General features: G+C 65.9%; 23 protein-coding genes and 1 pseudogene. 12 read left to right on the top strand and 12 right to left on the bottom strand.

Annotated features, from left to right (window positions below; translation table 11 throughout):
• The first annotated feature begins 18 nt into the window (after positions 1-18).
• The 3 genes from ACNJYB_RS12955 (at position 19) to ACNJYB_RS12945 (ending at position 5,514) form a co-directional block, all read left to right on the top strand.
• On the top strand, positions 19-1,653 hold the full coding sequence (locus ACNJYB_RS12955; RefSeq protein ID WP_439374318.1) for a thiamine pyrophosphate-requiring protein: 1,635 nt from the start codon (positions 19-21) through the stop codon (positions 1,651-1,653).
• A 123-nt stretch (positions 1,654-1,776) separates the two neighbouring features.
• The gene (locus ACNJYB_RS12950; RefSeq protein WP_439374317.1) at positions 1,777-3,786 is read left to right on the top strand and encodes a GAF domain-containing protein; all 2,010 of its coding nucleotides are present in this window, start codon (positions 1,777-1,779) and stop codon (positions 3,784-3,786) included.
• A 21-nt stretch (positions 3,787-3,807) separates the two neighbouring features.
• On the top strand, positions 3,808-5,514 hold the full coding sequence (locus ACNJYB_RS12945) for an alpha/beta hydrolase (protein WP_439374316.1): 1,707 nt from the start codon (positions 3,808-3,810) through the stop codon (positions 5,512-5,514).
• A 2-nt stretch (positions 5,515-5,516) separates the two neighbouring features.
• Here the strand turns inward: ACNJYB_RS12945 and ACNJYB_RS12940 are convergent, their stop codons facing one another.
• Entirely contained in the window at positions 5,517-7,103 is a 1,587-nt protein-coding gene (locus ACNJYB_RS12940) for an MDR family MFS transporter (protein ID WP_439375541.1), read from the bottom strand.
• 161 nt (positions 7,104-7,264) lie between these two features.
• Positions 7,265-7,780 carry a YcgN family cysteine cluster protein gene (locus ACNJYB_RS12935; protein WP_439374315.1) on the bottom strand — a complete coding sequence of 172 codons (516 nt, stop codon included), beginning with the start codon at positions 7,778-7,780 and terminating at the stop codon, positions 7,265-7,267.
• 292 nt (positions 7,781-8,072) lie between these two features.
• Here ACNJYB_RS12935 and ACNJYB_RS12930 point away from each other — a divergent pair, with 292 nt between their 5' ends.
• The 4 genes from ACNJYB_RS12930 to ACNJYB_RS12915 all read left to right on the top strand — a co-directional run bounded on the left by ACNJYB_RS12930 (position 8,073) and on the right by ACNJYB_RS12915 (position 12,068).
• Positions 8,073-10,364, top strand: a complete 2,292-nt coding sequence (locus tag ACNJYB_RS12930; RefSeq protein WP_439374314.1) for a transglycosylase domain-containing protein — start codon at positions 8,073-8,075, stop codon at positions 10,362-10,364.
• A 9-nt stretch (positions 10,365-10,373) separates the two neighbouring features.
• A complete protein-coding gene (locus ACNJYB_RS12925; protein ID WP_439374313.1) occupies positions 10,374-10,952 on the top strand; it encodes a DUF1214 domain-containing protein in 579 nt (192 codons plus the stop codon).
• A complete protein-coding gene (locus ACNJYB_RS12920) occupies positions 10,949-11,533 on the top strand; it encodes a DUF1254 domain-containing protein (protein ID WP_439374312.1) in 585 nt (194 codons plus the stop codon). Before ACNJYB_RS12925 ends, ACNJYB_RS12920 begins: the two co-directional genes overlap by 4 nt.
• Positions 11,534-11,819: 286 nt before the next feature.
• Entirely contained in the window at positions 11,820-12,068 is a 249-nt protein-coding gene (locus tag ACNJYB_RS12915; RefSeq protein ID WP_439374311.1) for a hypothetical protein, read from the top strand.
• 228 nt (positions 12,069-12,296) lie between these two features.
• Here the strand turns inward: ACNJYB_RS12915 and ACNJYB_RS12910 are convergent, their stop codons facing one another.
• From ACNJYB_RS12910 to ACNJYB_RS12900, 3 genes are all read right to left on the bottom strand, one after another.
• Positions 12,297-13,463, bottom strand: a complete 1,167-nt coding sequence (locus ACNJYB_RS12910; protein ID WP_439374310.1) for an MFS transporter — start codon at positions 13,461-13,463, stop codon at positions 12,297-12,299.
• 84 nt (positions 13,464-13,547) lie between these two features.
• On the bottom strand, positions 13,548-14,912 hold the full coding sequence (locus ACNJYB_RS12905; protein ID WP_439374309.1) for an NAD(P)-binding domain-containing protein: 1,365 nt from the start codon (positions 14,910-14,912) through the stop codon (positions 13,548-13,550).
• Positions 14,913-14,964: 52 nt separating this feature from the next.
• On the bottom strand, positions 14,965-15,282 hold the full coding sequence (locus tag ACNJYB_RS12900; RefSeq protein WP_439374308.1) for an ArsR/SmtB family transcription factor: 318 nt from the start codon (positions 15,280-15,282) through the stop codon (positions 14,965-14,967).
• Between the two features lie 59 nt (positions 15,283-15,341).
• Here ACNJYB_RS12900 and arsC point away from each other — a divergent pair, with 59 nt between their 5' ends.
• Positions 15,342-15,743 (top strand): arsenate reductase (glutaredoxin), encoded by a 402-nt coding sequence (arsC, locus tag ACNJYB_RS12895; RefSeq protein ID WP_439374307.1) that lies wholly within the window; start codon positions 15,342-15,344, stop codon positions 15,741-15,743.
• Positions 15,744-15,811: 68 nt separating this feature from the next.
• On the opposite strand, the gene ACNJYB_RS12890 is transcribed toward arsC, so the two are convergent.
• Both ACNJYB_RS12890 and ACNJYB_RS12885 read right to left on the bottom strand, forming a co-directional pair.
• Positions 15,812-16,699, bottom strand: a complete 888-nt coding sequence (locus ACNJYB_RS12890) for a DUF1259 domain-containing protein (protein WP_439374306.1) — start codon at positions 16,697-16,699, stop codon at positions 15,812-15,814.
• Between the two features lie 42 nt (positions 16,700-16,741).
• Positions 16,742-16,975, bottom strand: a complete 234-nt coding sequence (locus ACNJYB_RS12885; protein WP_439374305.1) for a hypothetical protein — start codon at positions 16,973-16,975, stop codon at positions 16,742-16,744.
• A 419-nt stretch (positions 16,976-17,394) separates the two neighbouring features.
• Between ACNJYB_RS12885 and ACNJYB_RS12880 the strand changes: the two genes are divergently transcribed.
• Positions 17,395-18,477 carry a Cj0069 family protein gene (locus ACNJYB_RS12880; RefSeq protein WP_439374304.1) on the top strand — a complete coding sequence of 361 codons (1,083 nt, stop codon included), beginning with the start codon at positions 17,395-17,397 and terminating at the stop codon, positions 18,475-18,477.
• 48 nt (positions 18,478-18,525) lie between these two features.
• On the opposite strand, the gene ACNJYB_RS12875 is transcribed toward ACNJYB_RS12880, so the two are convergent.
• Both ACNJYB_RS12875 and ACNJYB_RS12870 read right to left on the bottom strand, forming a co-directional pair.
• On the bottom strand, positions 18,526-19,287 hold the full coding sequence (locus tag ACNJYB_RS12875) for a hypothetical protein (RefSeq protein ID WP_439374303.1): 762 nt from the start codon (positions 19,285-19,287) through the stop codon (positions 18,526-18,528).
• A gap of 16 nt (positions 19,288-19,303) precedes the next feature.
• The gene (locus ACNJYB_RS12870; RefSeq protein ID WP_439374302.1) at positions 19,304-19,492 is read right to left on the bottom strand and encodes a hypothetical protein; all 189 of its coding nucleotides are present in this window, start codon (positions 19,490-19,492) and stop codon (positions 19,304-19,306) included.
• Between the two features lie 253 nt (positions 19,493-19,745).
• Between ACNJYB_RS12870 and ACNJYB_RS12865 the strand changes: the two are divergent.
• A pseudogene (locus tag ACNJYB_RS12865) lies at positions 19,746-20,722 on the top strand (DUF2336 domain-containing protein).
• A 179-nt stretch (positions 20,723-20,901) separates the two neighbouring features.
• Here the strand turns inward: ACNJYB_RS12865 and ACNJYB_RS12860 are convergent.
• From ACNJYB_RS12860 to ACNJYB_RS12850, 3 genes are read right to left on the bottom strand one after another with little or no spacing between them, the layout of a single operon-like run.
• On the bottom strand, positions 20,902-21,246 hold the full coding sequence (locus tag ACNJYB_RS12860) for a DUF1491 family protein (protein WP_439374301.1): 345 nt from the start codon (positions 21,244-21,246) through the stop codon (positions 20,902-20,904).
• Positions 21,247-21,304: 58 nt separating this feature from the next.
• Positions 21,305-22,015: a peptidoglycan-binding protein gene (locus tag ACNJYB_RS12855; RefSeq protein WP_439374300.1), complete on the bottom strand. Its 711-nt coding sequence runs from the start codon at positions 22,013-22,015 to the stop codon at positions 21,305-21,307.
• Positions 22,008-23,882, bottom strand: a complete 1,875-nt coding sequence (locus ACNJYB_RS12850; RefSeq protein ID WP_439374299.1) for an ATP-binding protein — start codon at positions 23,880-23,882, stop codon at positions 22,008-22,010. The genes ACNJYB_RS12855 and ACNJYB_RS12850 overlap by 8 nt, the downstream gene beginning before the upstream one ends.
• A gap of 412 nt (positions 23,883-24,294) precedes the next feature.
• Between ACNJYB_RS12850 and ACNJYB_RS12845 the strand changes: the two genes are divergently transcribed.
• Positions 24,295-24,738 carry a DUF5330 domain-containing protein gene (locus ACNJYB_RS12845; protein ID WP_439374298.1) on the top strand — a complete coding sequence of 148 codons (444 nt, stop codon included), beginning with the start codon at positions 24,295-24,297 and terminating at the stop codon, positions 24,736-24,738.
• 68 nt (positions 24,739-24,806) lie between these two features.
• Complete coding sequence (locus tag ACNJYB_RS12840) at positions 24,807-25,235, top strand: SufE family protein (RefSeq protein ID WP_439374297.1); 429 nt, start codon at positions 24,807-24,809, stop codon at positions 25,233-25,235.
• Positions 25,236-25,319 lie beyond the last annotated feature (84 nt).

Below are 25,319 nucleotides of genomic sequence, written 5' to 3'. Positions count from 1 at the left end.
GCCAGGGAGAGAGACGCCATGAAGCTCGGCACCGCCATTGCGGAAATCATGCGGCGCGAGGGGATCGAGATCCTCTGCGGCTATCCGGTCAATCACCTGATCGAGCACGCGGCCAGGGCCGAGATCCGCCCCGTCATGGTGCGGCAGGAGCGCGTCGGCATCCACATGGCGGATGCGATCTCGCGGGTGACCTCGGGGCGGAGCATCGGCGCGTTCTGCATGCAGCACCGGCCGGGCGCGGAGAATGCGATGGGCGGCGTCGCCCAGTGCTTCGGCGAATCCGTCCCCGTGCTGGTGCTACCGATGGGTTACCAGCGCAGGCTGGCGCATATCGAGCCGAACTTCAATTCCAGCGAGGCGATGAAGCCATTTGCGAAATCGTCCGAGCCGATCATCCTGGCCGCGGAGGTCGCCAACATCTTCCGCCGCGCTTTCACCAAGCTGAAGAACGGCCGCGGCGGGCCCGTGATCGTCGAGATCCCCTCCGACATGTGGAATGAGGAGGTGCCGGAGCCACTGAACTACACGCCGGTGCTGCGCACGCGCTGCGGCGCGGACCCTGTTCATGTGAAGGAAGCCGCCAGCCTGCTCGTCAATGCAAAGAGGCCCGTCATCTACGCCGGGCAGGGCGTTCATTACGCGCAGGCCTGGCCGCAGCTGAAACGCCTCGCCGAGCGGCTCGCGATCCCTGTCACCACCAGCCTCGGGGGCAAATCGTCGTTCCCGGAAACCCATCCGCTCTCGCTCGGCTCCGGCGGCCTCGCGGTGCCGCGCGCCGTCCCGAAATTCCTCGCCGAGGCCGACGTCATCTTCAGCATCGGCTGCTCGCTTACCGAGACCAATTTCGGCATCACGATGCCCAAGGGCAAGACCATCATCCATTCGACGCTCGATCCGAACCATCTCAACAAGGATGTCGAAGCCAGCATCGGCCTCGTGGGCGATGCCGGCCTCGTGCTCGACGCGCTGCTGGAGGAGATCGGCAAGACAGTCACCGCCGATCGCGACGCCTCAGCCGTCGCGGCCGAGATCGCGGCTTCGCACGAGGAGTGGCTGGCGAAGTGGATGCCGAAGCTCACCAGCAATGACGCACCCTTGAGCCCCTATCGCGTGCTGTGGGACCTGCAGCACACCGTCGACATCAAGAACACCATCATCACGCATGATGCCGGCAGCCCGCGCGACCAGCTCTCGCCGTTCTGGAAGGCGGTCGAGCCCCTCACCTATCTCGGCTGGGGCAAGACGACGCAGCTCGGCTACGGCCTCGGGCTCGCGATGGGCGCCAAGCTGGCAAAACCCGACAAGCTCTGCATCAATGTCTGGGGCGATGCGGCCATTGGTTTTACTGGCATGGATTTCGAGACCGCCGTGCGCGAGCGCATCCCGATCATGTCGATCCTGCTCAACAATTTCTCGATGGCGATCGAGCTGAAGGTGATGCCGGTTTCGACTGAAAAATATCGCTCGACCGATATCTCTGGCGACTATGCCGCGATGGCACGCGCCTTCGGCGGCTATGGCGAGCGGGTGACGAAGCCGGAGGACATCGTGCCCGCGATCAGGCGCGGCATTCAGAAGACCCGCGAAGGCGTGCCGGTTCTGCTGGAGTTCATCACCAGCAAGGAGACCGAAGTCTCGCGGCCGGGCACTTGACTTGAGTCTTGTTGACGCCGGTCTTGTTGACTTCAGTCTTTTTGACTTCAGTCTTGGCCGGCCGGGCGTTTGGCGCTAAAGGCGCAGGCTGAGGGGCTTGCTCCCGGCCGCACCGGACGAACAATGACCGCGCTTACCGAGGATATGGCCGACGCGCTGAGGCGCAGGATCGACGAGCTCGAGCAGCAGCTGACATCGAGCGCGGCGGAGAACGCGCGCCTCGCCGATGAAAGGCGGGAAGCCCTCGAGCGGCAGGCCGCGACGGCCGAGATCCTGAAGGTGATGGCGGCCTCGCCGTCCGACGTACAACCGGTGTTCGAGGCCATCGCCGCCAATGCCAACCGGCTGATCGGCGGATTCTCCACCGCGGTGCTGCGCTACATCGACGGCGCCGCGCATCTTGCGGCCTTCACGCCGACCGATCCGGCCGGCGACCGCGTGCTCCAGGCCTCGTTCCCAGTGCCGTTCGCGCAGTTCCCGGCCTACCAGCTCGTGGCCAATGGAGCCGCGGCACAACTGCCCGACACCGAGCTCGAGCCGGCCGCGCGCGAGATCGCGCGCGCCCGCGGCTTTCGCAGCATGCTGTTCGTCCCCTTGATGAGCGAGGGCGCGGCGATCGGCGTCATCATCGCCACGCGCCGGACGACCGGCGCCTTCGGCGAGCACCATGTGCGCCTGCTCCAAACCTTCGCGGACCAGGCGGTGATCGCGCTCAGCAATGTCAGCCTGTTCAACACGACCAGGGAAGCGCTGGAGCGTCAGACCGCGACCGCTGATATCCTGAAGGTGATCGCGGCTTCGCCGGCCGATGTCACCCCGGTGTTCCAGGCGATCTCCGACAGCGCCAAGGCGCTGATCGGCGGGCATTCCTCCACCGTCACCCGCGTCATCGACGGCATGCTGCACCTGGCGGCCTTCACCACCGACAATGAAGCCGGCAACGCGGACCTGCTCAGCTCCTTCCCGGCGCCGCTATCCTCGTCGGGCATTCACAGCCGGGTGGCGATGCGCGGAGAATATGCCTTCCGCAGCGACATGCAGAACGAGCCCGATCTCACCGACGCCATGAAGGAGCTGGCGCGGACCCGTGGCTATCGCAGCATTCTCGTGGTGCCGATGCTGCGCGACGGCGTCGCGATCGGCACCATCGCGGTGACGCGACGGGAAGCCGGTCAGTTCCCGGACAAGGCGATCAATTTGCTCAAGACCTTCGCCGACCAGGCCGTGATCGCCGTCGAGAACACGCGCCTGTTCAACGAGGTGCAGGACCGCACGCGTGAGCTCGCCAGATCGCTCGATGATCTCAGGGCCGCGCAGGACCGGCTGATCCAGACCGAGAAGCTGGCCTCCCTCGGCCAGCTCACCGCCGGCATCGCGCATGAGATCAAGAACCCGCTCAACTTCGTCAACAATTTTGCCGCGCTCTCCGCCGAGCTGACGAGCGAATTGAACGAGGTGCTGGCGCGTCTCCCGCTCGCGAGCGACGTCCGCAGCGAGGTCGAGGAGCTGACGGGACTTCTGAAGGACAATCTGGAGAAGGTCGTGCAGCACGGCAGGCGCGCCGATTCCATCGTCAAGAACATGCTGTTGCATTCGCGTGAGGGCGGCGGCGAGCATCGCTTGAGCGACATCAACACGCTGGTCGAGGAGAGCCTCAACCTCGCCTATCACGGCGCGCGCGCCGAGACACCGCAGTTCGACGTGACGCTGAAGCACGAGTTCGATTCCGCGGCCGGCCAAGCCGAAGTCTTTCCGCAGGAGATCACGCGTGTGCTGCTGAACCTGATCTCGAACGGATTTTACGCGGTGACCAGGCGCAAGGCGGAGGACGGCGGCGCGGGCTACGAGCCGATCGTGACCGCTACGACGCGCGATCGCGGCGACCGCATCGAGATCCGGATCCGCGACAACGGCACCGGCATTGCGGACGAGGTGAAGGAGAAGATGTTCAATCCGTTCTTCACCACCAAGCCGGCCGGCGAAGGCACCGGCCTCGGGCTGTCGATGAGCCATGACATCGTGGTCAAGCAGCACGGCGGCACGATCGACGTCGCGACCAAGCCGGGCGAGTTCACCGAATTCACGATTCTGCTGCCGCGAAAGAGCGGCTTCCCAAACAAGGACAAACTTTAGCTTCGTTCTTAAGGTGCTTTCATGTATCTGACCCGGCTCATTCGGCGACAACTGGTCTCGCTGTCCGGCGTCGGCCTCATGCTGGGCGCCCTGTTCTTCGCGGCCGCGCTGACGCCGACGCTGGTGCCGCGGAGCTATCTCACCCAAGGTGCCCTCGCCGGCGCCTGCTTCGCGATCGGCTACCTTGCCGGCAATCTTTGGCGCTGGCTGTGGCACTATCTTGAGCTGCCAGAGCCATCGGCGCGCCTGCGCTCGCAGGCCAATGCGCTGGTCGCGGCCGGCTGCCTGCTCGTCGTCCTCATCTATCTCTGGCGCGCCGCCGAATGGCAGAACTCGGTCCGCGCCGTGATGAAGATGGCGCCGGTCGAGACCGCGCATCCCTTCAAGGTCTGCGCCATCGCCCTCGTCACGTTCGCCGCATTGCTGCTGCTGGGGCGGCTATTCGCGCTTGTGTCGCGATTCCTCATTTGGCACGCGAAGCGCATCATTCCCCGCAAGATCGCGAACGTCATAGGCATCGTGGCTGCAGGCCTGCTGTTCTGGTCCATTGCCAGCAACGTCCTGATCAGCACGGCATTTCGCGCACTCGATTCGTCTTTCCGTGAGCTCGACGCCCTACACGAGCCCGAACGGCCGCAGCCGACCGCGCCGGATCGCACGGGAAGTCCGGCGTCGCTGCTGAAGTGGACGGAGCTGGGGCGCACCGGCCGCCGCTTCATTGCCTCGGGTCCGACCGCCGCGGACATAGGCGCCGTCACGGGCCGGGCCGCACATGACCCCGTGCGCGTCTATGTGGGCCTCGCCGGTGGAGGCACGGCGCAGGCGCGCGCGAAGCTCGCGCTCGAGGAGCTCAAGCGCCAGCACGGCTTTGAACGCAAGATCCTGATCGTGATCACGCCGACCGGGACCGGCTGGATCGATCCGTCCGCGATGGATACGGTCGAATATCTGCACCACGGCGATGTCTCGAGCGTCGCGATGCAGTACTCCTACCTCAACAGCCCGCTGTCGCTGCTGTTTCAGCCCGAGTACGGCGCGGAGGCGGCGCGCGCCCTGTTCGCGGAAATCTACGGCTACTGGACGAGCTTGCCGAAGGACAAGCGGCCGAAGCTGTACCTGCACGGCCTCAGCCTCGGCGCCATGAACTCGGAACAATCCGCGGAGCTGTTCGAGACGATCGGCAATCCCATCGCCGGCGCACTATGGAGCGGACCTCCCTTCGAGAGCCGCATCTGGCGCTCGGTCACCGCGAACCGCAATCCGGGCTCGCCGGCGTGGCTGCCGGAATTCCGCGACAGCCGCTTCGTGCGCTTCATGAACCAGAACGGGCCGACGGTACCGCCGGATACGCCCTGGGGCCCGATGCGCGTCGTCTACCTGCAATATGCCAGCGACGCGATCACGTTCTTCGCCTACCGCGATGCCTTTCAGCCCCCGGCCTGGATGAGCGCACCGCGCGGGCCGGATGTCTCACCGGAGCTGCGATGGTATCCGGTCGTGACGATGCTGCAGCTCGCACTCGACATGGCGGTCGCGACCCATACCCCGATGGGCTTTGGCCATGTCTACGCGCCCGAACATTACGTCGACGCCTGGGTCGCGGTCACCGATATCAGTGATTGGTCTGCCGACGCGCTGGCGCGGCTGAAGAGCCATCTTGCGACGAGGGCACGGCAGGAGGCCGGTAGCCCCGCCGGCGAAGATGCTTACGCCGATCGCGGCGGCTAATTTTACTCCGCCATCTCCACCTGCGGCGTAACGGAGGGGCCGGCGAGCGGCCGCTCCTCCATCATGATCAGGCAGAGCGCGGCGCCCGTCATCAGCGCGGTGGCGGCGCCGAAGACGTAGCGGAATGCGTGCCGCATGTCCTCGGTGGGGATCGCAGGGATGCTGCCCGCGACATGATGTTCGCCGGCGAGCGGAATGTCGGCGCCGAGCGCGATCAGCAGGATCGCCGCGAAGGCCGCGACCGTGAACGAGGACATCAGCGAGCGGAAGAAGTTCAGCGCGCCGGTTATGGTGCCGACTTGCGGCCGCGAGACCGAATTCTGGATCGAGACCACGCAGACCGGGAAGGTCGTGCCGAGGCCCAGCGCAAACGCCGCCATCAGCAGCAGCAGCCCCCACAGCGGCAAGGTGGTGAACGTGAGACCGAGGCCGCAGAGCGCCGCCCAGGACGTGCCGACGATGGCGACGCGCTTGTAGTGCTTGGCGCGCGCCATGGTGCGGCCGGCGATCGCCGCACCGCAGGTCGAGACCGCCGCGAGCGGAATCAGCGCAAGCCCCGCCTCGCTGGCGCTGAGATGGTAGACCGACTCGTAATAGAGCGGGAGCTGCACGGTGAGGCCGGTGATCGCGCCGAGCGCACAGCCGCCGGCGGTCAGGCCGAATGGTACGACCGATCCGCCGAGCAGAGGCAGGGGCAGGAACGGCTCGTCCGCACGGCGTGCATGCCAGACGAAGGTGACGGCGAGCGCGACGGCACCGCCCACCATCGCGAGCACGGTCGGCGACAGCCAGGGATAGCGCGTGCCGCCCCAGGTCAGCACCAGCATGAACACGACTGCGGAGGCCATCAGCAGCACGCCGCCGAGCCAGTCGACTTTGCGCTTGCGGTGGAAGACCGGGATCTTCTTCATCTTCGGCAGCAGCAGCGCCAGCGCTGCGGCCGTGAGCGGAAGGTTGATCCAGAAGATCATCGACCAGTGCAGATGCTCGGCGAACACGCCGCCGATCACAGGGCCGAGGATGCCGCCGACCATCCAGACGCTGGAGAAATAGGCCTGGTACTGGCCGCGTTCGCGTGGGCTCACGACGTCGGAGATCACCGTCTGCACGACCGGCATGATGCCGCCGCCGCCGAGACCCTGGAGGCCGCGCGCGAGGATCAGCATCGGCATGTTCGGTGCGATCGCGCAAAGGATCGAGCCAGTCACGAACAAACTGAGCGACGTGATGATCATGGCCTTGCGGCCATAGATGTCACTCAGCGTGCCGAACACCGGCGCGACCGCGGTCGAGGCGAGCAGGTAGGCCGTGATCACCCAGGACAGGTTGGAAACGTCCTGGAACTGGCGCCCGATGGTCGGCAGTGCGGTCGCCACGATGGTCTGATCGAGGGCGGCCAGGAACATCGTCAGCATCAGGCTGATGACGATGGTGCGGACCTCGTCGGAACTCAGCGGGGCCGGCGGCGCGATGGACGGCGCGTCATCGACGCTGATCACCTCGCTCGGAAGTCGGGAGAGCTCCTCGGCGATGTCGTCGGGCAATGCCTGGATGTCGGCAGAACTGCTCTGCCGGTCGAACTTGTTCATCTCGATCGGACGCATGGGAGCGGCGCAACGCCGCGAAGGATTCGTTCTATGAAGCCAATGTAGACAGCAAAGTTCTTCTCGGGCAGGCACCGCGGCGCATGGGTGCATCCCACCCCCGGGTCATCCCGAAGACGTGATGGCCGAAAGAGCCAAACGACGGATCAGTCCTTCGGGCGTCGCTTCAGACGTGCCCGTTTCGGCAGCACGGCGGGCCATTGCACGATGTGGTCCTCGAGTTCCTCGTCCGGGACCTCCTCCTCGCTGCCCTCGACCCGGCCGCGCACGGAGACGCCGGCTTCATGAACAGTGTTGGGATCGCCCGAGACCAGCGGATGCCACCAATAGAGGTCGCGTCCCTCCGCGACGAGCTTGTAGCCGCAGCTTGGCGGGAGCCAGTTCAGGGTGCGGACATTGGCCGGGGTCAGGCGGACGCAGTCCGGAACCTTATCGGAGCGATTCGGGTAATCCTTGCAGGCGCAGGTCGACCCATCGAGCAGCTTGCAGCCGATATGGGTGAAATAGATCTGGCCGGTGTCCTCGGCCTCGAGCTTGTTCAGGCAGCAGCGGCCGCAGCCGTCGCACAGGCTCTCCCACTCCTCCCCAGACATCTCTTCCAACGTCTTGGTTTTCCAGAAGAATCCTTCCTGTCCGGAAGGTCGTTTGGGAGCTGCGGTCATGCGCCTCAACAAGATTCGAAAGAGCTACGGCTAACCCATCTAGGCCGCGCGGCCGTGACGCTGCAAGCAACGTCCCCGGAACGCCCGTAATGAACCGGGGTTCAATTAGGCCTGTTCAAAATCGCGAGCCTGACCATTGGTTTATGGGCCCTGCTCGGCTAGAAGGAACACAGAGTCCCCAGAGGACGCGAACCGGGCGCCTTGGGTTTGCCGCAACATTCCCTCAAGACGTCTCGATGCCGCCCCCGGCCGGGTGCTTGAACGCTTTCGAACCAAGCCTCAAGGGTTCTAGGTGCGCCAGACCATACCACCGCAATGGAAGCACAAGGTCGGGAATTTCTTCCTGGACCTCGATGCCCGCATCGATTCCTCCCTGTTCTCCTCGGCCAAGGGCATCCGCGAGCTCTACGAGCGTTACTCGACCTTCATGGACCGCTTCTATGTCGGGCGGTGGAAGCGCTGGGTATTCATCGAGCCGCTGTCGGAGGCGGCCACCCTGGGGCTTGGCGGCCTCGTCGTGATGCTCACGCTCGCCATCCCCGCCTTCCGCGAGACTGCGGATGAGGACTGGCTGAAGAAGTCCGATCTCGCGGTGAGCTTCCTCGACCGCTACGGCAATCCGATCGGCAGCCGCGGCATCAAGCACAACGACTCCATTCCGTTGGAAGACTTTCCGGATGTCCTGATCAAGGCGACGCTGGCGACCGAAGACCGCCGCTTCTACGAGCATTTCGGCATCGACATCGCCGGCACCGCGCGCGCGCTCGTCACCAACGCGCAAGCCGGCGGCGTGCGGCAGGGCGGCTCCTCGATCACCCAGCAGCTCGCGAAAAACCTGTTCCTGAGCAACGAGCGCACCATCGAGCGCAAGGTCAACGAGGCCTTCCTCGCGATCTGGCTGGAATGGCGCCTGACCAAGAACGAGATCCTCAAACTGTATCTCGACCGCGCCTATATGGGCGGCGGCACTTTCGGCGTCGACGGCGCGGCGCATTTCTATTTCAACAAGTCCGCGCGCGACGTCACGCTGTCGGAGGCGGCGATGCTCGCCGGCCTGTTCAAGGCGCCGACCAAATACGCGCCGCACATCAACCTGCCCGCAGCACGTGCCCGCGCCAACGTCGTGCTCGACAACCTCGTCGATGCCGGCTTCATGACCGAGGGCCAGGTGTTCGGCGCCCGCCGCAACCCGGCCTTCGCCGTCGACCGCCGCGACGAGGCATCGCCGAACTACTATCTCGACTACGCCTTCGACGAGATGCGCAAGCTGGTCGACACCTTCCCGAAATCATACGTCGAGCGCGTGTTCGTGGTGCGCCTCGCCATCGACACCAACGTGCAGAAGGCGGCGGAGGACGCGATCGAGAACCAGCTCCGCCAGTTCGGCCGCGACTATCACGCAACGCAGGCCGCGACCGTCGTCGCCGATCTCGACGGCGGCATCCGCGCCATGGTCGGCGGCCGCGACTATGGCGCCAGCCAGTTCAACCGCGCCACCGACGCCTATCGCCAGCCCGGCTCCTCGTTCAAGCCCTACGTCTACACCACGGCCCTGCTCAACGGCTTCACGCCGAACTCGGTCGTGGTCGACGGCCCGGTCTGCATCGGCAATTGGTGCCCGCAGAACTATGGCCATTCCTATTCCGGCTCGGTGACGCTGACGCAGGCGATCACGCGCTCGATCAACGTCGTGCCGGTGAAGCTGTCCATCGCGATCGGCCAGAAGGAACAGCCGAAGGCGCCGAACCCGGCCAAGATCGGCCGCGCCAAGATCGTCGAGGTCGCGCGCCGCTTCGGCCTCAAGGCGCCGCTGCCCGACACGCCCTCGCTGCCGATCGGCTCGGACGAAGTCACCGTGCTCGAGCATGCCGTCGCCTATGCGACGTTCCCGAACCGCGGCAAGGCGGTGACGCCGCATTCGGTGCTGGAGGTACGCACCGGCGGCGGCGATCTGGTCTGGCGCTGGGACCGCGACGGCCCGAAGCCGAAGCAGGCGATTCCGCCGAACACCGCCGCCGACATGGCGGGCATGATGAGCCACGTCGTCAGCGAAGGCACCGCGCGTCGCGCAGCCCTCGATGGCATTCCGACGGCGGGCAAGACCGGCACGACCAACGCGTATCGCGACGCCTGGTTCGTCGGCTACACCGGCAATTTCACCTGCGCGGTCTGGTACGGCAACGACGACTACTCGCCGACCAACCGCATGACCGGCGGCTCGCTGCCGGCGCAGACCTGGCACGACATCATGGTCGCCGCGCATCAGGGCGTCGAGGTCCGGGAGATCCCCGGCATCGGCATGGGCCAGAAGCTGCCGCCGCAGCCGAAGGACGCGAACGCGCAGGCCAGCGCGGCGCCGAAGGTGCTGGAGACCAAGCCCGGTCCGCCGCCCGTGCTGACCAAGCGCGGCGCCGACATCCTGGTGCGCGTCGAGAAGCTGCTCGATGACGCCGCCAGGACCGTGAACAAATCGACGGCTGACGACAGCAATCCGGCCAAGCCGTCCTCGGCATCGAGTGCACTCGCCTTCCCGCAGAATTATGCGGAAGAGAATGCGAATACATCCGCCCCGCGCAAGAACTGATCGAAACCCGTGCGACTGATCCTGATCACATTGACGGCCCTTCTGCTCGCGACCGTGGTGGGCGTCGGCGCCACCTGGATGACGACGACGCGCGGCACCGAGATCGGCGCGCTCACCATCGGCGCCTGGACGGCGCGGCCGCGCACCGGCACCGCCGACGTCGATCCGTATTCGCGCGCCACCATCGTGCGCAACGGCGAGCTGCCGATCGGCACCGGCGACGGCGTCGCCTTCACCGCGACCACTGATGACAAGAAGAAGGCGCTCGACGGCCGCTGCGACGTGATCGTGTCCGGCGTGACGCCGCCGGCGCGGTTCTGGACGCTGACGCTGTACGACCGCAAGGGCCACCTCGTCGCCAATTCGCTGCAGCGCTACGGCTTCACCAGCCAGGAGATCGTGCGCTCGTCCGACGGCTCGTTCGAGATCCGCATCGCCTCGCGCTCGCGCGCCGGCAACTGGCTGCCGACCGGCGGCATCGAGCGCTACGCCCTGATGCTGCGCCTCTACGACACCCCGGTCGGGGTTGCCACGCGCACCCAGCGCGATGCGCCGATGCCCACCATCTCGACGGTGGGCTGCTCATGATCCGCCTCGCCTTCACCATCGTTGCCGGCGTGGTGCTGGGCCTCGTGGTCCATCTCGTCAGCGTGCTGGCGCTGCCGCGGATCGCGACGCAGGATGCCTATTCGCGGCTGACGCCGATGACCAAGCTCAACGGCGTGACGCAGCTTCCCCGCGCCGATCCGCAGACCTCGCCGATGCCGTTCATGGACCCGGCCTTTGCGCTGGCGATCTGCCGCTACGACCTCTCGGGCGGCCCGATCAAGCTGACCGTGCCGGTAAGCCAGGCCTACACCTCGGTGTCGTTCTACACCCGCAACGAGATCGCCTATTACGCCATCAACGACCGCTCGGCCGGCAAGAAGGTGATCGAGCTCGACCTGATGACCGAAGCGCAGCACGAGGAGCTGCCGGAGGACGAAGAGGTCACCGCGGCAGACCGCCTGATCATCGACTCGCCCAGCACCACCGGCCTGATCGTGATGAAGGCGCTCGCCCCCGAGCCCGGCCTGATGCCGCAGGCGCAGGCGACGCTCCAGGCGGCGACCTGCGGCCCGCAGACCGAACCGCAGGCCAAGGCCGAGGCGCCGCGCGGACGGCGCTGAGCGGCGGTTTCGGCGATGCCAAACAAAACTGCGAAAACAACCCCATGCACGGTAGCGGGGCATTGAAATCACCAGACGACCTCCTTTCGATCGGGTGCACCCGTTTGTAGGGCGTGATGCTTCGGCCCGCCGTCGGCTTGACCATGTGGACAGGGGGTGCGGAACGTCCCGTCGACGTGACCGACGCTTGAGAAACGCTTAAGAGACGCTTCCAGTGTGACGATCGGCGTAGCCTTGGAACAAGTTGCTTGCCCATGCAGTTTCCTCAATTGGAGAGGAAACCCAGATGAAAACAGCAACGCTTGCTTTAGCGATCTTACTCGCCTGCTCGACCGGCTATGCCTCGGCCCACGGCGCCAAACGCCATCACCATCACGGGTGGTTCAATTCAATGAACATGATGCACGGCCCCGGCCGGACCGCGGCCAGGACCGACCCGAACGGGACGGCGGGCGGGCCGACGAGCGTCAGTGGCACCGGCCCCTCAAAGTTCGGGGGACAGATCCCCGGAGCCAGCGGCGCGGCACGACAGTAGTTCTGCAAACTGCAGTCTCAACACATGCTCGGGCTGCCCCGGGCACACGCCGGACGTTTGACGTTCACCGATCCGCGAACACCGTGCCTGTCGCCCTATCGGCGACCTGCGAGCAGGTTTGACTCGTCGGGCAAAACAGGGGCATATTGGCATTATCGAGAGTTCGTCACACCCGCGCGGAGCAGTCCGTCGCGGGTGTTTTGTTTGGGAGCACGTGCTCTACGATCGTTACTTTGCCTGCGTCATGCGCGCCCATAGCAGCGCCACCGGCCCCAGTGCGATTCCGCCGGCAAGAACGACGAACGCCAGCAGCCAGCCGCTCGCGCTCTGCGGACCGCCGGCGATGTCGAGTGCGGCGCCGGTTCCCCATGCTCCAAGAGCGGACAGGCCGAAGCCCACCGTCGAGTGCAGCGCGAGCGTCGCGCCGCGATGCTCGGATGCCGCCGCGGCCGACATGCCGGCGGTCAATGCGCCGGAATCTGCCGGCACGGTCAGTCCATAGATGAACAGCAACAGTGCGAGCAGCCATGCCGGCGCCGTCGCATTGAGCCCGATCACCAGCGCCACGCAGGCCGACGCAATCATCACAAGCGTGATCGCACGATGGCGGCCGAATTTCAGCGCGGCCTCGTTGCCGAGGATGCTGGCGGGCATCGAGATCACCGCGAAGCAGAAGCTCAGCACCACGGGGCTCAGCCACGATGGCGCGCCTTGATGCGCGACGACGAATGTCCAGAACCCGACCAGCCAGGTGCGGATGCCGTAGAGCTCGAAGCAATGGGCGCCATAGCCCAGGATGTATCCGAGTGCTTCGCGGTTGGCGAAGACGGGCGCGAAGTTCAGCAGCCGCCCGGCCTTCGGCGCGGGTTGCCGCCGGTCGATCAGGAGGCACGCGACCACCATGGCGATCGGGCCGCAGCCGGTGACAAGGAAAGCGGACCGCCATCCCCAGCCGTCGGCGATCAATTGCGCGACGAGAAACGAGAGGCCGACGCCGACCGAGAAGCTCGACGTGTACAGCGTGACCGCCCGCGACGTGTCGCCGGCGGGAAGCCGATCCGTCAGCGCCTTCAGGCCCGGCATGTAGGCGCCGGCAAAGCCAAGTCCCGCGAGCGACCAGATCGCGGTCCCCGACCAAAACCCTTGCGCGAAGAGACCGAACGCTGCGGTCGCGAGGCCGCTGATGATCGAGCCCCAGAGCAGGACGAGGCGCGCATCGATGCGGTCGGTCAAGGTCGTGAGCACGGGCACTGCGAGCATGTAACCGAAGGCATAGCCGCTCGCCATCAAGCCGCCTTCGGCGGCGGAGAGCCCCCACGCCGGCATCAGGTGCTGCGCCAGGTTTGCGGACAGCGTGACATGCGGCAGCAGATTGCCGACCTGGCCGATGCACATCACCGCAATCAGGGACCGACCGCTCAGCTTAGGAATGGAGCCCTCCATCGCGAGCAAGACAGCGCGATCGCCGGCGAGAGCGCCTCATGAACAGCCACACCCGGAAGCGCCCGACGTCTTCGCCGTTTCGTCGGCGGCGCAGCAGGCCAATGAAGCCTGCTTTGCCGGCCCGCCGCAGCATTCCGACGTGGCAACGGTCTCGAGGCCGCCGCGCGTGCAGACGCCGGTCTCGGGCAGCACGAGCTCGACTCTGGCCGCCGCCGCCTTGTCGCCAGCAAGATCGGCGGCAATCGAGCGGACCTGCTCATAGCCCGTCATCATCAGGAAAGTTGGCGCACGACCGTAGGATTTCATGCCGGCGAGATAGAAGCCCGGCTCGTCATGCGCGAGCTCCCGCGCGCCATGCGGGCGCACCGTCCCGCAGCTATGCTCGTTGGGGTCGATCAGCGGCGCGAGCGCGGCGGGCGCCTCGATGGCGGGATCGAGCCGCAGGCGCAGCTCGGACAAGAAGGAGAAGTCGGGACGGAAGCCGGTCGATACGATCAATTCGTCTGCGATCACGCTGCGCGCACCGCAACACGAGCCAGCCGCGATCTCGAGGCGACCGTCGGATTCCGAGAGGTGCGTGACGCCGAATTCGGTCTCGACCTTTATGTTGCCGGAGGCGACAAGCGCGGCGAAAGCAGCGCCCAGCTCGCCGCGTGCAGCGAGCTTGTCGTTCCGGCCGCCACCGAATGCCTTCGCAGGATCGGCGCCGCGCAACAGCCAGACGGGTTGCGTGCCCGGCTCATCGTCGGCGAGATGCACGAGATCGATGAGCGTACCGATCGCGGAATGGCCCGCGCCCAGGACAGCAACGGTCTTGCCGGCATATCGGGCGCGGCGCGCACCCTGCACATCCGGCATGCCGTAAGCGATACGAGCGCTGCACTCCGGCTCGCCGATCGCAGGCAAGCCGTTGCGGCCGGCCGGATTGGGAGAGAGCCATGTGCCTGATGTGTCGATCACGGCATCCGCATGCAGCACCTCGGGCCCCTTGCCGTTCTGGTAACGGATTTCGAACGGCGCCTGCTCCCTGCCCCTGGTCTTCGCCTTGTCGAAGCCGGCGCGGCTGATGGCCGTGACGCGGCTGGAGGTCCGGATCGCCTCGCGCAGCGGCGTTCGCGTGGCGAGCGGCGTCAGGTACCCGTCAAGCAGCTCGCCGCCGGTCGGATAGGACTGTGGGTCCGGCGAATTCCATCCCGTCGGCGCCAGCATGCGCGCGGCAGCCTTGTCGACGTTGTGCTCCCACGGCGAGAACAGCTGGACATGCTGCCACTGGCGGATGGCGTGCCCAGCCTCGGGGCCGGCCTCCAGCACAACGGGCGACATGCCGCGTTCGAGCATATGGGCTGCTGCAGCCAAGCCGACAGGTCCTGCCCCGATGATGGCGACCATCCTGGCGTTCATTCGTTCTCCTCCCATATTTCTAGAATCATCGAACAACATAGGCCAAAAAACATCACGCGGCCGTCTGCGTATTCCTGCACCCGACCTCGTCAGCGCAGCACTCCGCCGCCAGGAAATCGACCAGACCCTGCATGGCCTCGAAGTTCGCGTGACAGACAAGCGTTGTCGATTCCCTGATCTGACTGACGAGCCCCACCGAGACCAGAGTCTTGATGTGGTGCGACAGCGTCGAGGCTGGAATCTTCAGCTTTTCCTGCAAGCGACCGACGGGCATGCCCGCGTGTCCAGCCCTGACTAATGCGCGATAGATCTGAAGCCGGGTCTGATTACCCAGGGCTTCCAAACGTGCTGCTGCGTCGGCAATCTTCATGGCGCAACGATGCGCCCGATCGTCCGCGCCGTCAACCGTATTGTTGCGGAGACCCGATCATGAGTGTCACGATCTATCACAACCCCGGCTGCGGCACTTCGCGCAACACGCTTGCGATGATCCGGCAGAGCGGCACCGAGCCAGTCGTCATCGAGTATCTGAAGACGCCGCCGTCGCGCGACAGGCTCAAGGAGCTGATCGCGGCGATGGGAATTCCGGTCCGGGCGCTGCTTCGCGAAAAGGGAACGCCCTACAAGGAGCTCGGCCTCGCCGATCCCAAATGGACGGACGACGAATTGCTCGACTTCATGATGGCGCATCCGATTCTCATCAACCGTCCGATCGTGGTGACGGCGAAGGGCACGCGGCTGTGCCGGCCCTCGGAGGCCGTCATCGATCTGCTGGACAATCCGGTCGGGCGGTTCGTGAAAGAGGATGGTGAAGTGGTCGAGGCCAGGTAGGCTCGAACGCCACGAACGCATTTCACTCAGACGGCCCGATCGGAGACCGATTCAGATCGGGCACCGCTTCAGGTCTTCGTGCTCGCGGTCTTGTCGAGCGCGGCCCGCAAGCCATTGGCGAGCTTGATCGCGTCGTCGTTGGCCCAGAAATGCATGAAGAACAGGCGCGGCTGCTCATCCAGCATGTGGCTGTGCAGCGCCGTTACGGCGATGCCGTGCGACCGCAACGCCTTGATGACGGGGTTCACCTCGTCGCCGGTCAGCACGAAGTCGCCGGTGATGGCCGCCTTGCCGCCGCCGGTGGGCTGGAAGTTGATGGCGGTTGCAACGCCCAGCGGCCCGACCGGGCTCAGCTGCATGCCCTGCTCGGTGACGGGTTCGCGGCGGGGCACGTTGAACTGGTAGACGCCGCCATTGGCCTGTCCCTTGACGCCGATGATCTGGTCGAGCTGCGCGGTGTCGAGATCGACGGCCGGCGGCGGGGCCGCAGGAGCCGGCACGGAAAGCGGCGTCTTGCTTTCGGTGAGCGCCTCCTTGAGGGCGGTTGCGACCTTGAGCGGATCGCCGTGACCGGCGACGTGCATGTAGAACGTCGCCGGGCTCGCGCCGAGCAGATGATTGTGCACGGCCGTGATCTCCAGCCCGCTCGCGATCATCTTCAGCATGACCGGGTTGATCTCGGACTCGAGCAGCACCAGATCGCCCATCGCCATGACGCCGCCATGGGCGGGCTTGAACGCAACCCAGCCCCCGAGCGCCAGCGCCGGCTTGATCGTGACGCCATCGAGCGTCACCGTGAGGTCGGTGCGCGGAAAGCCGTAGCGATGCACGTCGCCGGTCACCGCCGGCTTGCGGCCGAGCGCATCATCGACCTTTTGCCAGTCGACATCCTGCGCGCGGGCGGTCGTGATGAAGCAGGCGCCGATGGCCATGAGCGCCGAGATTGTCTTGCGCATTGTTTCGCTCCCTTGAGCTTGAATTCGGATTCCGGAGCTGCCTTAGTTTCGCTCCTTGATTTGGCCGCTGCTGTCGACAACGAGCTGCACCGGCTTGCCGTCCTTGATCGCCCTGGCGGTCGTTCCCTCTGCGGTCGACTTGATGTCGCTGACCTCGGTGTAGCCAGCCGCCTTGATCCTGGCGACGAGCTCGTCCTGGGTCAGCGCGCGTGCGGCCGATGCGCCGCCCGCCAGCGCCAGAATGAGGAAAGCCCGAAGGATTGTCCGTGTGCGCATGGTCGTTCTCCTGGTCGTGTCCCCGCCCCAGGTGAAGTCCGTTTCGCAAGGTGACGCGCATCGGCAAGGCCGGCGCGCCGCGCCGGAACAATGAGCCGAAATGATGTGTCGGATAATATCGGGGTGTCAGATGACATGTGGCGTCCTTGGCGAAAAATCAGGACGCGATTCTTGGGCATGTCGCCTCACGGGGAGATCGCATGTCCCCGGGCGGCCGAGTAGAAGCCGGGGTGGGCGGGCTGTCAACTCACCGCTCCCCAAGGGTCCTCACAAAGAATTTTACGATTCGTTGGAACCACGCCAACACTCTTGAACCCTGAAGACCATCTCACGTAAGCTGGTCCTCACGGGGACAATGCAGACTCCCCTTGAGACCCCGGTCCAAGCTCTGCGCAGCACGCAATACGTGGAGCTTGCGCATGGACACCGAACGTCACTCCTCTCCCCGCCACACCGTAGCCATCCTCTCACGCGGCGACGCTGCCGTGCGCCGCGAGGCCACGGCGCAGAACAGCCGCTTCGTCCGCGTCTTCGAAGCCCTCGCCGCCGTCGGCATCGAAGCCTACCCGGTGATCTACGACGAGAGCTTCGCGGGCGCCGTCCGCGATCAATTGCTCGGAGCCGACGGCGTGCTGGTCTGGGTCGATCCGATCCACCAGGGCAAGACGCGCGCCGGGCTCGACGCCCTGCTGCGCGACGTCGCCGCGCATGGGCCATGGGTGAGCGCGCATCCCGACGCTATCCTGAAAATGGGCGTCAAGGAGGTGCTCTACCGGACGCGTCATCTCGGCTGGGGCGCGGACACGCATCGCTATGACACCGCCGCAGGCTTCCGCAGCCAGTTTCCCGCGCGCCTTCGCGCGAAGGGGCCGCGCGTGCTGAAGCAGAACCGCGGCAATGGCGGCCAGGGCGTCTGGAAGGTGGAAGCGCTGCCCGACAGCGACGGCATGGTTCGCGTGCTGCATGCGCAGCGCGGCAGCACGCCCGAGGACATGCCGCTCGATGCTCTCTTCGCGCGGTGCGAGCCCTATTTCGGCGGGGGCGGCTGCATCATCGACCAGGCGTTTCAGCCGCGCCTGCCCGACGGCATGATTCGTTGCTACATGAGTGGCGCCAGGGTTGCAGGCTTTGGACACCAGAAGATCAAGGCCCTGATCCCGCCGCCGCCGGAGGGGCCGGATTCCCCCGAAGCTCAGCCTGGGCCGCGCATCATGCACGGTCCTGACGCACCGCAATTCCAGGCGCTGCGGCGAGCGATGGAGGACGAGTGGACGCCGCAGATGATGGCGACGCTCGGTATCGACGAGCCGTCATTGCCCGTGATCTGGGATGCGGACTTCCTGTACGGGCCGAAAGATGCGGCCGGCGCCGATAGCTACGTGCTGTGCGAGATCAACGCGAGCTCCTGCTTTGCGATCCCCGATGAGGCTCCGGCCGCGATCGCGCGGACGGTGAAGCAGCGCATGCTGCGAAGCCTCGGCGTGCACGACGGGCAGCGCTGACGCGCCGCCCGTCTCTGCGTCACAGGAAACCGGTCGCTCGCAAACCGCTCAGCCCTTCACCACGACGGCGCGGCCGTAAGGCGGCTGGCTCATGACCGGCGGATTGGCGGTCTGCGCGGCGAGCTCGCCGATCAGGCGGTCGGCATCGGCGGCCATGCCGTCGGGCGCCTGGATCACCAGGCGCTCCAGGGCCCAGCGATAGGAGGAGACGCGCTGCTCCAGGCACTGTTGCACCCACTGCACGATCAGCGAGTTCTCCTGCATGCGCGCGACCGCATCGTCCCTCTCCCACGGCGAAAGCGCGGAGACGCGCGCCATGCTGGCATCGCGCTTCCTGTCGAGATCGATGACCCGGATCGCGCTGGCGAAGAACGGCTCGAAACGGGTGATGTCGTTGCGGACGTCCTCGATCAGCTGCGCATAGCGCGAGGAGTGCGAGCGGTGCGGCTCGTCGATCAGGGTGCGGCCGTACATGGTGCGGTCGAACACGATCTTCTGCCGCCACGGCGAGGGCAGCGGCTTGTAGTCGCCGAATACGCTCTTCCAGGCCGGGCGCGACAGCGGCGGCTCGATCATGGGATAGGCGAGGTCGCGAAGCTGGCGCTCCTCGTCGGTGAGCTGGAATTGCGAAGGCCTCAGGCCGACGCTGCCGGTAGCCTCGGCGCCCAGCCAGCGATGCATGTCGTCGCTGCGCATGTCGGCGCGGGTGCGGCCGAAATCGCCGCCGCTGCAAGCGCCCAACGTCGCGCCGAGCAGCGCGAGCAGGACGGCCGATACGAAAGGCCGGATATGGCGGATGGGGTCCGGCATTGCAAAGAAGCCGGTCCTAGCGGCGGCGACGACGGCGCCCCGGCGCTGTGCCCTGCTCCGGCCCGCGATCGCCGCTGGTTTCGTCGCTCTCGCGCTCGATACGGATCACCGGGAGAATCAGAATCATCCCCGTGTCCGCGCGCGGTGTGACGTCCCCCGACGAGCCTGCCCGGCGACCGGCCGGAAATTCGATGATGGTCCCCATGTCAGCTCTCTCAATTGCCGCGCGATCAAAATACGCCCCTGCAACATCGCGATCATTAAGATCAGCTCATGGTTAACGGGGTGTAAACATGCGCTTTGGACCGTAACCGCACGGACCGGCGGCGCCGTCCCGACGCGGCACGAGAAGGCCTCAATTTAAGCGTCGGCTTCACGTCTCGTTTTCCTTAACGAGGCTTTAAAGGAACCTGCGCTAGGCTCGCCCCAAGTATCTTCTCCGAGTTGCGTACGCCTCCATGACCAAGTCGCTGTTTCCCGGATTCGACGGGCTGATGAGCCTCTCCCGTCGCGAAGGCGTCGATGTTCGGCCGACGCTGCTGCGCGTGCTGACCGACCTCTATGTCCAGACCCGCGTCCATAGCGATGACGAACAGCGTCAGTTCATCGAGCTTGCGACGCGGCTGATCGACCAGGTCGACGATGCGACGCGCGCGGCCATCAAGGCGAAGCTCGCCATCTATCCGCAGACGCCCGTCCCGGTGCTGCAAAAGCTCGGGCTGGTCGCGGCCCAGGAAGGCCGCAGGGTGCCGCTGGCGCGCGAAATCCCCGCGACCGCGCCGGCCCCGTCCCAGGCCAGCACGCCGACCGAGGCCGAGCAGCGCATGGCCGCGAACATGGCGATGCAGCCGAAGGACGCCGCCGAGATCCACGACATGTTCTTCCGCGCGACCGCCTCCGAGCGCGCGCTGATCTGCACAATCTGGCGCAGACGCCGCTGAAGGCAGCACCGCGGATTCCGACCGTGCGCGCCAAGCGCGCGATCCAGATCCTGGAGATGGCGGCGATCGCAGGCGACGTCGATAATTTCACGCTCGAGCTCGGCGACAGCCTGATCCTGCCCTCGCGCGTCGCGGCACAGATCGTCGACGATGCCGGCGGCGAAGCGCTTGCGGTCGCCGCGCGCGCGCTCGACATGCCGAGCCCGAACTTCCAGCGCATCCTCTTGTTCTTCAAGCCGGAGATCGGCAATTCCGTGAACGAGGTGTACCGGCTGTCGCGGCTCTACGATCGCCTCGACGACCGCTCGGCGCTGGTGATGCTGGCGGCCTGGCGCGGCTCGACGCTCGCCGTCACGCGAGCCAAGCACCAGTCCTCGCTGCATGACGGCGAACGCCATCGCGCCCGCGCCGGCGCCAGCCAGACGCGGCCGGGCGTGCAGCCGGGCTCCGCGCCTGCGATGCGGACGGGTACCGGCGGATCGTCGGAGGGCTGATTTGCCCGCACCTGCCTCGGGGCGGCCGACGTTGGGTATTGGGCACGCAACGTGCCCAAGCTCGTCATTGCGAGCGCAGCGAAGCAATCCAGAGCCCCTCCCCGGAAAGATTCTGGATTGCTTCCGCCTTCGCGCAAGCTTCGGCGGACAAGCCGCTGCGCTCGCAATGACCGTTGGCGTTACGTCTTCGCCAATTCCAGGAAATGCCGCCCCGCGCGGTCCTCGGTCTCGACGATCCATGCATCCGGATCGAAGCGGAGCTCCTTGGTCAGGCGCTCCTCGATCGCGTGCTCCGGCAGCGGCTGCGGCGCGACCGGCACGAAGAAGCGGTCAACCGGGCGGCCGTCGTCATAAGATGTCTGCGGCGCCGGCACGTAGAGCATCGCGTTGCCGTCGAGCAGCGACACCTTCACGAACACCGCGCCCGCCTCCTCGGCGCCGCGGCGGCGCACCGCCCCGAACACGCCCTCGGTCTGACACCGGCGCAAATAGGCCGCGACCCATATGTTGGATTTCAAACGCATGGAAAGGACGATAGGCCAGTGCCGCCAACAGCACCAGCCTTGCGCGCTGCCGTGACGACTATTCGACGGGATGGCCGATTGCGGCGGCGAGCTCGCGCAGCAGGCGGTCGGAGACCTGGCCGGTGACCGGCATCTTGTGCTCCCGCTCGAATTTCTGGATCGCGGACTGGGTTTCGCCGCCCAGCGTGCCCGTGATCTTCAGATTGCCGTAGCCGTATTCGGACAGGGCGCGCTGCACGCCGGCGATGCGCCGCGCGGCCGGGCTCTGCTGCACCGGAATCGGTGCCGGCGGACGGATCGCGGACGGCGGCGTCGAGGTCGTCGCCTTGACCAGACTGGTCATGGGATCATTGCCCGCGCGCGGCGTCGATGCGGTCGCTTCGACCGGTTTCTCCGCCGGCTTCTCGGCGACGCGCTCGGCCGGCTTGGGCTCGACGCGAAACTCGGTCGCCCTCGGCTCGAGCGGCGAGGTATCGGCGCCGACGGGGCGCGGACGCGGCATTGGATTCGACAGCGGCACCGGGGACGGCGCGGGAAGATTGATCACGGTGCCGAACATCGGCGCCGGATGCCGGCCGGTCTGCAGGAACAGCGCATTGGCGACGATCGCACCGATGGCGGCGACGGCAACGAGGCCGGCCATCGTGTCCTTAGGGCTGTGCAGCAGCACGCGCATCACGAGGTTGCGCTCGGTCTCGACATCGATGACCGCAGCCTTGCCGCCGCGGCGACGCGGAGCAGCTTCGTCCTTCGCAGACTTCCTAGGCACTTTTTTTCACCGGAGCGGGTTGGTCGTGACGTTGATCGTTGAGTTCTTCGTGAAGCTCGCGAATTTCTTTGTGAAGCTCCTGGCGCGGCACCGGCGTCAAGGTCGTGACCTTGCTCTCGACCGGTTTGGTTTGCGGCGGCGTATAGTCGAGCGGCAGCTTGACGGTGACGGCGGTGCCCTCACCCAACCTGCTTTGTACCGTCAATTCGCCGAGATGCAATGCCACCAGACTCTTGACGATGGAAAGACCGAGGCCGGTGCCTTCGTGACGGCGCTGATAGGTCTTGCCGGCCTGGAAGAACGGCGCGCCGATGCGCTTGAGATCGTCGGGCGCGATGCCGACGCCGGTGTCGCTGATGCGCAGCGTGAGCTGCGATCCGGTCACCACGGCTGATACGGACACTTGCCCGCCGCGCTCGGTGAACTTGATGGCGTTGGCGACGAGGTTGAGCACGATCTGCTTGAAGGCCCTGGGATCGGCGGTCATGACCGGCAGGTCCTGCGGCGCGTCGGTGATAAGGTCGATGCCGTTCTCCCGCGCCTTCAATGCCAGCAGGTTGCAGCAATGCAGCAGCGCGGCGCGCGGCGCGAACGGCTCCGACGCGATCTCGAAATTTCCCGATTCCATCTTGGACATGTCGAGGATGCCGTTGACGACCGAGAGCAGATGCTGGCCGGAATCGTTGATGAGCTGGGCATATTCCTTGCGCTGGGCCGCACCCAGCATCAGCGTCTGCTCCTGCGCGATCATCTCGGAGAAGCCGATGATCGCATTGAGCGGCGTGCGCAGCTCGTGGCTCATGGTGGCGAGGAAGCGCGTCTTGGCGGCATCGGCGGCTTCCGCCGCGCTGCGGGCCTGATCGAGCGCCTGCTCGGAATGCTTGCGGTCGGTGACGTCGCGCATCACGGCGACGACCTCGACCTCGCGCGCGGGATCGCGGCCGCCATTCTGGTCGAGCGGCCGGCAGCGCATCTCGACCCAGATGAAATCAACCTGGCCGCGCTCCGAGCCGGCAGGCTCGCGCCGCAACCGGAACTCGACGCTGCGCACGTCGCCGCGCGCGGCATCGGACAACGCGGTCAGATAGGCCGGACGGTCGGCGACATGGACGCGGTCGAACAGGCCGTGGCCGTGCAGTTGCGCGACAGGTATGCCGAGCATGGCCTCGGCTGCCGGCGAGATGAACTGCACAGCCCCGTTGCGCTGATGCCGGGAGATGACGTCGCTCATGTTGCGCGCGAGCAGGCGATAGCGCTCCTCCTCGCGCGACAACAGGACGACGCTGGTGCGCGCCAGCGATTCCGCGCCGAAGGCAAGGCCCGCAGCATAGAGAGTAGCCGAGGCGATACCGAAGGCCATCAGCACGCCGCGCTGCGCAGCGCTCGGCTCCTCCACCGGCAGCCAGCCGAGCTGGCTGACGATGATCAGCACTCCGGCGCAGGACAGCGCGAGCAGCGACGCAAAGGCTGCGACGCGCCGCGAGGCCGAGAGCGCAGCTTCGAGGGGAACAACCACCAGCCAGACCGCGGCGAATGACGCGATGCCGCCCGTGGTGACCGCGACCGCCATGATCAGGCCGGAGAGCGCCAGCGACGACAGCACATGCGCGCCCTCGTAGCGGCCGGTTCGCGACAGGAACCAGGACAGCATGATGGGCGCGATCAGCCAGGCAAAGGCCGCGACCTCGAGCGCGCTCGGCGCGCCACGCATGGCGAGATAAACAGGGAATGCGGCAAAGGCCGCCAGGCTGCCGAGCAGCCGCGGCGCCATGAAGGCACGATGGCGCGCTCGCGTCAGCGCATCGTAACGCGCGGAGGGATGCAGCAGCGCATCGAGACAATCGCGGATGATACTCAAAACTGTCACGGGTCTCGCGCTTCGGCTCAATCGTCTTGAGAAGACGCGCCGGAACGCCTCCTTGTCGTTGAGCCAACCTGTCAGAGCGACCTTAAACGAGTGCTAAGGCGGCAACGCGCGCGGCCGGACACCCGTGTCGTCGCGCGGCTTTTTAGACGATTTGACGACGTCTTCCGTGGGGATGGTGAACACAGGGTTTCAGCGTCCTCCGCATGGTTTCGAAATGGTGGATGCGCGGATCCCCGAAGGCCACGGTCACAGCATCAATGGAAAATTTACGAGACCGGGGCCTCGCGAAGATTTTTGCGGCGATTTTCCGCGAATTAAGCTCAAGGCAATCACTTGCGATTTATCGAGGGTTGCCAGGTCCGACGCGCTCTGCGGACATCGCCGCGGCGGTCTAACGTACAGGTTCCTCAAGATGCGCTTTCTGCTCCGCATCACATTCTGGCTCGGGCTGGTGCTGGTGCTCCTGCCCAGGGACAAGACGCCCGAATCGGAGAAGCTGCCGCAGATCGGCGCGGCCGATGCGGTGCAGGCTGCGACCGCGGCCGTCTCCGACATGACGCAATTCTGCAAGCGCCAGCCGGCGGCCTGCGAGGTCGGCGGCCAGGCCGCGACCATCATCGGCCAGCGCGCCCAGGACGGCGCGAAGAAGATCTATCAGATGATCAACGACAAGAAAGAGCAGATCACCAACGACAAGAACGAGAACAACAAGAACGACAACAAGAAGGCACCCGACCATACCGGCTCGATCGCAATGGCCGGCGAAGGCGACGCCGCCGCGAACGAGGCGCCGCGCGACACCCTGACCCAGGACGACCTCGCGCTGGAATGGCGCGGTCCTCAGGCAGCGAATTAGGAGCCAAACCCTATCGATTTCACGGCGTCGCGTCCCTATATTGGCCCTAACGGGAACTGTGGGCCGATATGACGACGATCGACGAAATCAGGGACAATTTCGAGATTCTGGACGAGTGGGACGACCGATACCGGTACGTCATCGAGCTCGGCCGCACCCTGGAACCGATGCCGGAGGCCGAGCACTCCGCCGAGAACAAGGTGCAGGGCTGCGTCAGCCAGGTCTGGTTGCAGAAGCTGGTCGACCGCAGCAACGGCGTGCCGATCCTCAGATATCGCGGCGACAGCGACGCCCATATCGTGCGCGGGCTCGTCGCGATCGTGCTCGCGCTCTATTCCGGCCGCACGCCGCAAGAAATCCTCGATACCGACGCGATCGCCGTGTTCAACGAGTTCGGCTTCCGCGATCATCTGACGCCGCAGCGGTCCAACGGCCTGCGCTCGATGGTCGAGCGCATCAAAACGGATGCGAAAGAGGCGCTCGCGGAAGCGTCGTAAAGATGCCCCCTCGAGTGAGCAGCGCACGTAGCGAACCACACAGCAAACTTCCGTGGGATGGGGAAAGCGGCGCCTGCCCCCCTT

Source organism: Bradyrhizobium sp. SMVTL-02 (assembly GCF_051853005.1).
Classification (GTDB): domain Bacteria; phylum Pseudomonadota; class Alphaproteobacteria; order Rhizobiales; family Xanthobacteraceae; genus Bradyrhizobium.
Note: the sequence above shows the minus strand (reverse complement) of the source record. Positions and strands in the feature narration are given on the sequence as shown.

Bases quoted from the DNA above. Each gene is read 5' to 3' on its own strand.
- ACNJYB_RS12955 (WP_439374318.1), top strand. From the start codon at position 19: ATGAAGCTCGGCACCGCCATTGCGGAAATCATGCGGCGCGAGGGGATC.
- ACNJYB_RS12950 (WP_439374317.1), top strand. From the start codon at position 1,777: ATGACCGCGCTTACCGAGGATATGGCCGACGCGCTGAGGCGCAGGATC.
- ACNJYB_RS12945 (WP_439374316.1), top strand. From the start codon at position 3,808: ATGTATCTGACCCGGCTCATTCGGCGACAACTGGTCTCGCTGTCCGGC.
- ACNJYB_RS12940 (WP_439375541.1), bottom strand. From the start codon at position 7,103: ATGAACAAGTTCGACCGGCAGAGCAGTTCTGCCGACATCCAGGCATTG.
- ACNJYB_RS12935 (WP_439374315.1), bottom strand. From the start codon at position 7,780: ATGACCGCAGCTCCCAAACGACCTTCCGGACAGGAAGGATTCTTCTGG.
- ACNJYB_RS12920 (WP_439374312.1), top strand. From the start codon at position 10,949: ATGATCCGCCTCGCCTTCACCATCGTTGCCGGCGTGGTGCTGGGCCTC.
- ACNJYB_RS12915 (WP_439374311.1), top strand. From the start codon at position 11,820: ATGAAAACAGCAACGCTTGCTTTAGCGATCTTACTCGCCTGCTCGACC.
- ACNJYB_RS12910 (WP_439374310.1), bottom strand. From the start codon at position 13,463: ATGTGCATCGGCCAGGTCGGCAATCTGCTGCCGCATGTCACGCTGTCC.
- ACNJYB_RS12905 (WP_439374309.1), bottom strand. From the start codon at position 14,912: ATGAACGCCAGGATGGTCGCCATCATCGGGGCAGGACCTGTCGGCTTG.
- ACNJYB_RS12900 (WP_439374308.1), bottom strand. From the start codon at position 15,282: ATGAAGATTGCCGACGCAGCAGCACGTTTGGAAGCCCTGGGTAATCAG.
- arsC (WP_439374307.1), top strand. From the start codon at position 15,342: ATGAGTGTCACGATCTATCACAACCCCGGCTGCGGCACTTCGCGCAAC.
- ACNJYB_RS12890 (WP_439374306.1), bottom strand. From the start codon at position 16,699: ATGCGCAAGACAATCTCGGCGCTCATGGCCATCGGCGCCTGCTTCATC.
- ACNJYB_RS12885 (WP_439374305.1), bottom strand. From the start codon at position 16,975: ATGCGCACACGGACAATCCTTCGGGCTTTCCTCATTCTGGCGCTGGCG.
- ACNJYB_RS12880 (WP_439374304.1), top strand. From the start codon at position 17,395: ATGGACACCGAACGTCACTCCTCTCCCCGCCACACCGTAGCCATCCTC.
- ACNJYB_RS12875 (WP_439374303.1), bottom strand. From the start codon at position 19,287: ATGCCGGACCCCATCCGCCATATCCGGCCTTTCGTATCGGCCGTCCTG.
- ACNJYB_RS12870 (WP_439374302.1), bottom strand. From the start codon at position 19,492: ATGGGGACCATCATCGAATTTCCGGCCGGTCGCCGGGCAGGCTCGTCG.
- ACNJYB_RS12860 (WP_439374301.1), bottom strand. From the start codon at position 21,246: ATGCGTTTGAAATCCAACATATGGGTCGCGGCCTATTTGCGCCGGTGT.
- ACNJYB_RS12845 (WP_439374298.1), top strand. From the start codon at position 24,295: ATGCGCTTTCTGCTCCGCATCACATTCTGGCTCGGGCTGGTGCTGGTG.
- ACNJYB_RS12840 (WP_439374297.1), top strand. From the start codon at position 24,807: ATGACGACGATCGACGAAATCAGGGACAATTTCGAGATTCTGGACGAG.